General features: G+C 37.8%; 12 protein-coding genes. All 12 read right to left on the reverse strand.

Going from position 1 to position 10,119, the window contains the following annotated elements:
• Positions 1–12: 12 nt before the first annotated feature.
• The 12 genes from BC349_RS06945 to BC349_RS07000 all read right to left on the reverse strand — a co-directional run bounded on the left by BC349_RS06945 (position 13) and on the right by BC349_RS07000 (position 10,047).
• A complete protein-coding gene (locus tag BC349_RS06945; protein WP_187256040.1) occupies positions 13–606 on the reverse strand; it encodes a hypothetical protein in 594 nt (197 codons plus the stop codon).
• 465 nt (positions 607–1,071) lie between these two features.
• On the reverse strand, positions 1,072–1,791 hold the full coding sequence (locus BC349_RS06950; protein ID WP_222840112.1) for a substrate-binding domain-containing protein: 720 nt from the start codon (positions 1,789–1,791) through the stop codon (positions 1,072–1,074).
• Between the two features lie 34 nt (positions 1,792–1,825).
• Positions 1,826–2,737, reverse strand: coding sequence for a molybdate ABC transporter substrate-binding protein (locus BC349_RS06955; protein ID WP_187256041.1), 912 nt, complete (start codon positions 2,735–2,737; stop codon positions 1,826–1,828).
• Positions 2,738–2,838: 101 nt separating this feature from the next.
• Positions 2,839–3,306 carry a DsrE family protein gene (locus BC349_RS06960; RefSeq protein ID WP_187256042.1) on the reverse strand — a complete coding sequence of 156 codons (468 nt, stop codon included), beginning with the start codon at positions 3,304–3,306 and terminating at the stop codon, positions 2,839–2,841.
• 102 nt (positions 3,307–3,408) lie between these two features.
• A complete protein-coding gene (locus BC349_RS06965) occupies positions 3,409–4,404 on the reverse strand; it encodes a c-type cytochrome (RefSeq protein WP_187256043.1) in 996 nt (331 codons plus the stop codon).
• 10 nt (positions 4,405–4,414) lie between these two features.
• A complete protein-coding gene (locus tag BC349_RS06970; protein ID WP_187256044.1) occupies positions 4,415–4,753 on the reverse strand; it encodes a hypothetical protein in 339 nt (112 codons plus the stop codon).
• 97 nt (positions 4,754–4,850) lie between these two features.
• Positions 4,851–5,834 carry a YeiH family protein gene (locus tag BC349_RS06975; RefSeq protein ID WP_187256045.1) on the reverse strand — a complete coding sequence of 328 codons (984 nt, stop codon included), beginning with the start codon at positions 5,832–5,834 and terminating at the stop codon, positions 4,851–4,853.
• A gap of 78 nt (positions 5,835–5,912) precedes the next feature.
• Complete coding sequence (locus BC349_RS06980) at positions 5,913–6,806, reverse strand: LysR family transcriptional regulator (protein WP_187256046.1); 894 nt, start codon at positions 6,804–6,806, stop codon at positions 5,913–5,915.
• Between the two features lie 495 nt (positions 6,807–7,301).
• Positions 7,302–7,712 (reverse strand): hypothetical protein, encoded by a 411-nt coding sequence (locus BC349_RS06985; RefSeq protein WP_187256047.1) that lies wholly within the window; start codon positions 7,710–7,712, stop codon positions 7,302–7,304.
• 299 nt (positions 7,713–8,011) lie between these two features.
• A complete protein-coding gene (locus BC349_RS06990; protein WP_187256048.1) occupies positions 8,012–8,227 on the reverse strand; it encodes a hypothetical protein in 216 nt (71 codons plus the stop codon).
• 480 nt (positions 8,228–8,707) lie between these two features.
• Complete coding sequence (locus BC349_RS06995) at positions 8,708–9,259, reverse strand: hypothetical protein (protein ID WP_187256049.1); 552 nt, start codon at positions 9,257–9,259, stop codon at positions 8,708–8,710.
• 245 nt (positions 9,260–9,504) lie between these two features.
• The gene (locus tag BC349_RS07000; RefSeq protein WP_187256050.1) at positions 9,505–10,047 is read right to left on the reverse strand and encodes a hypothetical protein; all 543 of its coding nucleotides are present in this window, start codon (positions 10,045–10,047) and stop codon (positions 9,505–9,507) included.
• Between the last annotated feature and the right edge of the window lie 72 nt (positions 10,048–10,119).

The raw sequence follows: 10,119 nt of genomic DNA on the forward strand, positions 1-10,119 counted from the left end.
TGTTGGTGGCAGTTAATATCGCCAGTTAAGTATCACACAATGTTCTTTCCAGGTCTTGTCGCTTTGCTGTTGATAAAGCATAATGCCACCGCCACCGCCAAGATAACTGTGTCCGTTGTCCCACTGAACTATTGCGAATGTTTTTGTATTGTCAAAAATCGGTCTTGAATAGTAGCAAATAACTCGGTCTGAAATATCTGTTGTGTTAAATTTGTTTACGTATTTGGTGAAATATTTGATTTGCTTTTTGTCAGTCAATTTGAATTTCTCAACTACGTACCTTTTGGAAACGGTCGCTGCTCTATCATTAATTAATATAAATTTCGGTAGTTCATTGTCTGACCATAAAGTTGTGTCCGCAACTAAAGAATTTTGAATAATTTGAGAGAACATTACTGTGTCCAGCTTTTGATTAGAATACTCTCTTGCATTTTCAAAATAAAACCACAATTCTTTTATGTCAAGTCGTGTTACTTTTAAGGGTTTCGAATAAAGAAACAGACTTCCGTGTCCTCCTATAGCGGTGTCAAGTAAGTTTTGGTAATTATTTGTTTGTGCAAACGAGTTTAAACAATTGAAAAGAAGTAAAAATGTCGAAAGTCTCATAAGCATTTTCTGAATAGATGCTGTCTTTTTTCGCTTTGCATATTAGGGTGTGTCAATTTTAATTGCCACCAACGAACAGGGCTTTGTGCAGGAGCGGTATTCCGTGTTCCGTCAAGCCCCGAACTGAAGATGAAAATAGTTGTTTTTGTTGATGTTTACTACTGCTGACCAACAGCGTTCTGACAAGCTGGATATGCCGCACAATAGCGAACAAAAAGTTGATGCTGCGTTTCGTCGCCCCGCTATTGCACAAAGCCCCATGTTGTACGTTCGCCTTCTGTCGGGTGTGTCATTATAACGTTTGTGTCAACCGAAGTAGGGTGTGTCCGAAGAAGCATAGGAACAAGGCAGGCTCTTTTGCAAGGTTGGCTTTTGTGTCTCGGCTTTGTGCGCCTTGCAAATGTGCCTGCCTTGGTGCGTTGGGAATCTGTCGTTAAAACTCATGTATTCAACCAATTTTAGTTATTATTCCCATCCCCACTTTTTAAAAATAATGTGTCCATCATTTGAAAGCATGAAATTTATAAATAGCTCCGATAAATCTTTGTGAGCAGACCTGTTTGTAATAGCGATTGGTGTACCTCTATAAACATTTATAGCCGTTGGAATTTTTACCAGTTGCGTTATATCTTTTAATCGGTAATGCCAGGAAGCATAAGTTATCCAGGCATCATAAGTAGTGTCTGCTTTCCATGCGGAAATACCCAATGCTGTGTTTTCAAAAGATGTTTTTATGTTTCTCTGAATTTCTTCAATCAGGTTTTGTTTTCCAGCAAGGTCTTCCCACAAGCCAAACTGGCCAGCACCATTTACGTCTAAAATGCGAATACCTTTTTTAGTAAGGTCTGCAAGGTTCTTTATGTGCTTTGGATTGCCAGGCCGTACAAGAATGGCTGCCCCACGTTTGTAAAGTTCTGTTCTTGTGCTGCTGTCAATCATTCCCGGATGTTTCAGGGCAAAAGAAGTAAGCATATATTCTGCCCCGCCAAAAATAATATCAGCATTGCTTAACGCATCACCTATCCAGTTCGCCTCCGGCCCGGCAGTAACTTTTACCACAATGTTGTGTTTTTTTCCAAATAGCTGGGCACATTCATTAATGGGTGCAAATGGACCACCGGGTCCATATACATACAGAGTATCTGTTTGCGCATTTGCTATGGCAGGCACTATGAGTATTGCCATACATGTGTATAGTATTTTTTTCATCATCAACTTTTTAATTGGTTGTAAAACCATATTTTTGATAAATATTTTTAGCCGTTTCACTGATAAGAAATTGCATAAAATCTTTTGCAGCCTGCGGATGTGGTGCAGCTTTCATTAAACCCGCCATATAAGTTGCACTGATGTTTTCTTTATCGGGTATAGTAATCATCTCAACCGGGTGGTTAATCATTTGCTGATAATATGCTTCACTATACCATACAGGTGCTGCATCGCTTTGTTGGTATAAAATACGCATTGGGGATTGTCGGTGGTGAATTTGAGTTAAATACGTACTGCTGTCTTTTACTTTTGTTTCCATAATCGTATTTTTTAGTTTTTCACCACCAGCTTTTACATAAGCCTCTTCTATACGCCTGCCAATACCTTCCCAGGCCGGGTTGGGCATACTTATTTTTACATCTTTCCCTGCTAAATCTTTCAGGCTCCTGATATTTTTTGGATTGCCTTTGTGTACCATAATGGCCAGTTTGTTATAGGCATACGCAACGGTATCGGTAAACAAATTGGTCATTTGCAAAATCCGTGTTTTACCGGCTGTATAAACATCGGGCTTTAATGTAATACGCATGTTCCCTATTGTTATGCTTCCACCTTCAATTTGATTTGCTAAAATACCGGGCGGCAGTGTTTCTGCAAAAATGCGTTGGTACTGCGGATACTGTTTTTTAAAAGCCGCAATTATATCATCAATGCACATAAACTGGTTACCTGCAAAGAATACTACTAATTGAGGGTCGTTAATATTGCCAAATAAATCCGGAACATTATCTACACCTGGCACGGTAAACATTACGGCACTTTGTGGTGGGATGTTCCAGGGTGGGTCAAAGCGGTGTTCCTGTGCATACGTTGTAATCATGGTAATAAAGCTCATTAAGATGGTTATAGATACTTTTTTCATTTTTTTTATTTTTTTGAAATAAGCTGAGGTACAACTATTAGGCTGTTGTTGCGTCGCACACTTGTACAGTTGTAGTGCTATTCGGCAGTATAAAACATGTATCATGGTTTTATTACACTCCAGCCTTCTGCCTGCCTGATGATGAGTTCACCATTACCGCTGGGCACAATGGCAATAAAGTTGTACAATTGGTCACGGTTTATTTTTCTTTCTTTTAGTGTATTGTTGCATTGAGATACGATTACTCCTTTTTCTATCAATGCTTTCAGGTCTTCTTCATATTTGCTGCCTTTCATGTAAGCATCCGTGCCACCGCCAAATGCAATTAGCTCAATTTCTATTTTACCTGCCAGCCGTGGGTCGGTTAGTGCATTATTAATATTACGGATGGCCTTCTCAATAATCTTAGGGTCATTTACATCTAACTGGTAAATGGCATGATACATTTTTTTTGTGGTGGTTGCTCCGGTAAATGCAGCATTTCTTTCTAATGCTTTGCTGGTTGTTTGTGCTGTTATTGCTGTTGTGAGCAGTACAAGGCTTAGTGCCAAAATTGATAATTGTTTCATACGTTTATATTTATTGTTTAAAAAAGTTTAATAGTAGTACAGCAGTTGAACTGATTGCGACGCAACGATGCTAAACCTAAGCTATCGCCGCTGGTAACTAAACTATTTTTTTGTTTTTTGTGCATCGCTTATTGGTTTAAAAGGGCCATACTTGTGTTGATGCTCACTGAAACTGTCTATATAGGGGCCAAAAGGAAAATCAATAGGCTTTTTAACAATATTTTTCCAGTCTGCACTTTGGTCTTTATGTGGCCGTGGCTGACTGTTTACAAATGCGGCTACGTCCCAGGCTTCTTCATCAGTTAGTTTTGGATTGTGGTATTCTGTACCGAATGGCATGTTGTTTTTTACAAATCCGGCAAAACTACTGAGGCGGTACAAGCCTGCACCATCGTTGTAACTATGTTTACCCCAAAGTGGCGGATAGCTATAGCCTGTTCCATCCATGTTCAGTTGCCCTTCGCCATTGGCACCATGGCAGCTCTGGCAGTTGGCTGTATATACCTGTAAACCTTTAGCAGGGTCGGCGGCTCTGTCAAGATATTTTAGTTTCATCAGACTGGTGCCACCTCTGGCAACACCTTTTGGCACATCATCACCTAACCATTTCATGTAAGCATATATGGCCTGCATTTCTTTAGTTGTGCTGTCCATTTTCTTTCCGTTGAGGCTTCGTTCAAAACAATCGTTAACCCGGTCGTAAATACTTTGCATACCATTATTTCTTGCCCTAAACTGCGGATAGGTTGCATACACTTTACCAAAATTATTTCCGAAAGGAATGGTGCCCCCATCTAAGTGACAATTCTGGCAGTTCATACCATTGGTAATTTGAGCAACGATCCCTTTAGTACCCAAATAATAAGAAGTGTTGGATATAAGTTCGTGACCATACCAAATTAACTTACCATTATCTGTCCAAACAGGAATTTGATATTTATTCCATCCTCTCCATACGGTATCCACCGGTTCAGAAGCGATATAAGCTGCAAAGGCTTTGTCTGCCTCTTTTCTTTTTTGATAGCCTGAAATACTTTCATTCGCTACAACAATAGCAATGATAATAAACAGCATTATGGGAAACCAATGTACTTTCATAACAATAATTTTAAACGGCTTCAACAGGGATGTTCAGGTCAGTAGCAAAATTGCAAATGGCCGCCGTTTTCATATGTTTTATCCAATGCTGCCATGCATAGCGGATAAAGCAGAAATGCGTTAAGGCTGTTACAAACAAATAGAACATTACCGGTGCAGCATAAATGAGCAGGTTGTGGTTTATTGCGAGCAGGGGCCAGGGAATAAAGATGGTGATGAACCCTCTTATCATACTTTCCTGGAAGCCTACATTTAAAACGATGTCTCTTTTAATCCATGCTTTTTTATTTAGTATCGCATTGGCAGTAACTGTATTTTCAGTTGTGTTTGCCAGTTGATTTTTTTTCATTTTGTTTGCTTTTGATTAACGATGTAAAGGTCAGTTGTTAATGAAGCCGGGAGAAATCATACAAATTAATGAGCCATAACCACAAGTAATAAGAGTGCTAGGCTAAAGAGGTTACTGCCCACAACGCAGCAGCAGATATAAGTATCCAAAGTATTACCCCTTGTATCAACGGCCTGAAGCCTACGCTTAACAATAGTTTCCTATTTAGCCCGCAACCAATAAGAAATAATGTTACCGTTAAACCTGCTTTGGCAAAATCGGTTAAGTAGTGGCTGTATTGATTTACAAAAGGCACATAAGTATTTACAATCATTGCCAAAACAAACAAGCCAATGAAATAGGGGATTTTAACTTTGCTTCCTTTATTCTTGAAGATGAAAGTTGACAAGAATGCAACAGGGATTATCCATAGTGCCCTTGCTAACTTTACGGTAGTTGCCACTTCCAGGGCATGTGTGCCATATTTGCTTGCCGCCCCTACCACTGAGCTTGTATCGTGTATGGCAATAGCACTCCACAAACCAAACTGCGTTTGTGACAAATTGATTGCATAGCCTATTGCAGGAAAAAGAAATAATGCAATAGAATTTAAAATAAAGATGGTACCGAGGGCTACTGAAATTTGCTTTTCCTGTGCTTTAATAACGGGAGAAACAGCGGCTATTGCACTACCGCCGCATATTGCTGTACCGGCACTTATGAGGTAAGAAGTTTTCTTTTCTATTTTTAAAAACTTGCCCAATAAAAAACCTATTACCAATGTGCCAATGATAGATACAATGGTAAAAATAATTCCTTCTTTACCGGCTTTCACTGCACTAGTTACGTTCATGCCAAACCCTAAACCCACTACAGATACCTGTAATAAAATATGAGTAGCTTTATGATTAAGGTGTAAATAAGGATGACCGATAAACTGGGCTATTACCAAACCCATTAACAAGGCAACAGGCGGCGAAATGAGGGGCGATATACAAAATACAAGAGCAAGTAAAAATATCAGTTCCCTGGTGGTAATGCTACGGTCTAATAATTTTTTTGCAGGTTTTTGTTTAGTTGGCAGTGCAGTTATTTCTTCCATAATGATTACTTTGTTTTTTGAAAACACAAAGCTCATTAGATTATATGCGGAAGAGAAATTGCTATTGATAATGTATCATTACCTGAAGTTATAGTGCCGGGCAAATTTCATGAAAAGGTCTGGCAGTGCCTCTGCCTGCCCATGCTGCTGGATAAAATAAAAATGGCGTTCAATATTTAGTCCTTTTACATCAATAATACAGCATTCCTTGTTTTGTAATTCCTTTAAAATTGCATGTATGGAAAGAAAGGCCATAGCATTGGAATTTAATAAATACAGCTTCATGCTTTCTGTACTGCCCAGTTCCATTTCGTTTTGCAATTGGGAAATTTTAATCCCAAATGGTTTCAACGCATGTGCAATAACTTCCAGTGTGCCAGAGCCTGGCTCTCTTAACAGCAATGGAATTTTTAGTAATTCATCGGGTTTAATCACTCCTTTTCTTGCTATTGGATGATTCATGTTAGCAACTAAGACTAATTCATCTTTTACAAATTCTGTGTATTTGAACAAATTATTTTTTGATTGGCCTTCAATAATTCCTAAGTCAATCTGTTTGTTTTCTAAAGCCTGTTCAATTTGCCCTGTGTTGTTAATACTTAATACAACTTTTATATTGCTAAATTTTTTGTAGAAAGCAGCGAGTACCGGCGGCAACACATACTGTGCTACAGTGGTGCTTGCACCAATACTTAGCTTTCCGGAATACTTCTGAGTAAATGTGTTCAATTCAAACTCAAGGTTTCGGTACACATCAAATAGCTGTTTGGTGTGCTGCAAAAGAGTTTGACCTGCTGTTGTCAATTTTATTTTAGTGCCATTGCGTTCAAACAATTTTACTTTAAAATGATGTTCAATTTCCTGTATGTGTTTGGTAACTGCCGGTTGGGTGATAAATAACTCTTCTGCAGCTTTAGTAAAGCTGAGGCGTTTGGCAACGGTGTTAAAAACCTGTAATCTAAAATCGAACATATATGTTATTGAGGCTTGATAGAAAAGTTGAAGTTACATAAAGTTGCGTTTGGGATTCCATATAAAGGCCGTTGCAATAGGTATAGTTTAATTGGGGTGATGGTGTTACGTGTGCAGATGATAACATGTTGTCGCCCCGGCGGGTGGGGCAGTGCGTTGGCATTTTTAGCTCTTGGCAAGGTTGGCATTTGTGTCCGGGTTTTGTGTGCCTTGCCATGTGCTAAAATTGCGTAGGGCAGCATTGCAAAGTTTTAAGTCGTGTCAAACTGGAATGATGTGTCCCAGTAGGGTGACGTACAACGTTTAGGGCTTGGCGTTCGGTGGGGGGAGTTTTTAATGTCCCGCCTGGACTATTGCCCATATTTGAATTAATGTTGAATTACGATTCTTAATCTGAATTTGATTCAGTAGCCAGATCAAATGTTGATTTATAGTAAAAGCTAATTGTTTGTTCGTCGCGCCCCACTGACGCCAAACCCTTTGTTACATGCCGTACTATTTTGTAGAACCTTTCGCAATCTTTACACCTAAAGGCATATGTGTTTGTCCATTTTCCTTGAAACCTGTTAAATCCGCAAATTTTATCTGCCTTTTATTAATGCTTGTCCAGTCTTTGTAAATACTGTCTAGTCTAAGGAATATCTTTTTATCAACGTCTGTCGCTGGTAGCGTAAAAGAACTATCTGTTACAGCTACAAAAGATTTCATTTTCAGTACTCGTCCTTTTTTGTCTAATGTAAAAAGATGTTTTGTCGGTTCAAATAATACACACTTAGTTTCTACAACAAACTGTTCAATGATTCGGTTGTCTCTAATTACATTGTATAGAATGGCATTACAACCGCAGCAACCCGTCAGACTTTTTATTTCGTAGCTATCATTTATGGTTATTTCACTTCTTTGCAATGTGTGGTATGTCTCACGAAAGCATGAAGTGACAGTTGTTGTCAAGATTAGAATGATGCATATTATGACTGGTCGCACGGGTATGGCATGTAACGTTTACGGCTTGGCGATAGGGCGGTATTTGAAAACCGTCGGGCCGAACCGTTGCTGATTTAATAATTAAATGTTCATTTTTAATTCCAATGCTAAGTTTTATTCTATAGTTGGAATTAATGTTGAATATGGAGTGAAAGTTGATTGAATATTCGTCGCCCCGCCATATTGCCAAACCGCCTGTTAGGCGCAAAATGATGCTAGTTCTAGTTTATAGTAAACCAAGAGTCGCGTTTACTGTCGTATTGATATTCAGTAAGTCCGCCAATAAAAAATGAAATACTAAATGTTTGATTATCGCTTGTAGAGGAATAGCTTAACCAAGAATTTCTTATTTCAAATGTTGAATCTATTTTTTTCGGATAATTACCGTTTTTTAAATAGTAGGAATCTAATTGTGAAATTAGTTTTGTTGCTTTCATTTGCCTGTAATTCAGTAAAACCTCTTTTGATATGAAGTTTGTCATTATTGGAATTATCAAGTAAATGCCAAGTTTTAAAGCCTTACGACCTAAATAAATTGAACTTAGCATGAAACCAATACCGAAAAATAGGCCCCAAACATATATGATTAACAAAATTAGTGTCAATCCTGAAAGGTAAAAGAGTCCGCATATTCCTAATGATATTGAAATTAATAGAAATATTATGTCCTTTCTTCTTAGCATATTTTGCGGCTGAATTAATTGCGCCTAACGTTCAAGTATTGGCGAAGGCAGGGGCATTACTAACGTCCCGCCCGGCTAACCGAAATATTAATTTACAAATGTTCATTTATAATTCTTAAAGCCAAATAGAAATAGTGACAAGTTTGGGCCAATGCTCATTATTGATACTTTGTTGATGTCTCAATGTCCCGCCCTGCTTTTGCCAATAGTTTTGTTGTGTGCCGTTGCGGGGTGTCACAATTTTTCATTTAAAAACAGTTCGGCATTTTGGATTACATTCTTTTCGCTATGTCCGTCCCAAAACAAGTTGAATAATAATTGATCATCGTTGTTACTATAACATTGAGTGATTTGTTTGTCGTTTATTCTTGCTGAGGCCCACTTAAATTGATAATTGTATTTTGTCTTTGAATGTTTTAGTACATCACTTGTTAAGCGTTCTACTCTTCGTTTAATATCTTCCCAACTGTAGTCAGTTCTAGACCTATTTATTAAATTGAGATATTCTTCTTTATCAAACGATAGATTTAGTCCATATTTGTCTGTCCAAGTTACATTTTCAGTAATTGTAACAATTATAGGATAATCGCAACATTCATCGACACCGCAACAGCATCGTGCAATCATTAATTCTCCATTTTTATCTAAATTGTCTTGGTTGAAAAATATTGACGGATCAATACCTAAATAGTCACTGCCTAAAATATCTTCATTGTCTATTAAAATTCTGACCTCGTGGTCATTTGTTTCGGGACTTGGCAATATTTTGAAGGAAAGTTTATTCATTTTTCTCGCTTGGAGAGAGTTTGAATAATGGCACACAACGTTCGAGGCTTTGTGCAGGTTGGGGATTTCGAGTTCCGTCTGCTTGTAAACGTCAGCCAAATGTGTAGGTAAAAGTTGATGATTTATTCTTTTGCTCAATAGCGTTCTGTCGAGCTGGAACTTAAGTTAAATAGTAGTACAAAAGTTGATGGCGAATTCCGTCTAGCCCAACTTGCACAAAACCATATGTTGGCTGCTGTTTTATTCTACGTTGTGTACCACAAATACCAATGATCGTCAATTTTTTTCCATTCTATAATTCGTCCACAGTTAGTATATCCTGGGTTAGTATTGTCTTTTGAATATGCAATTCCTACACAGTTATCAAGCATTCCGTCTAATGTAAAAATTACTTCTCCACTTTCAAGTGTGTCAACAGCAGCAAAGCTTAATTGCGGAATTTCAATTTGTTTATTTTCTTGTCGTGCCTTTTCAATTGCTACAACAGTTTCAGTCATTCGAGATTTGTGAATTGAAAAGAATATTTTGTCAGCTGTATTAATAAGCCCATCTCTACAAGTTAAAAATATTGTCACACTAATGGCAGTTGCAATAAAGTAATATAACTTTCTAAATTTTGTCTGTTTTGTCAATAGAAGAATTATCAAACAGCCGATAATAAATAATGCACAAAATCCTATAAGCCCTAAAAAAGTAAAAATGTCTGTGTGTCTGAAAAATAATAATGCAAAAAAATAAGGTGCAACTAAGGAAAGCATTGTAAACATTTCAGTCTTTGTAAGTCGCATTGGTGATTTAAAAGTTTTGATGGTCTTAAAATGATTTCAAATTATTGTGGTCTGTCTAAATAGCAGCCAACG

The sequence above is a fragment of the Flavihumibacter stibioxidans genome (genome assembly GCF_014332695.1).
GTDB lineage: Bacteria > Bacteroidota > Bacteroidia > Chitinophagales > Chitinophagaceae > Flavihumibacter > Flavihumibacter stibioxidans.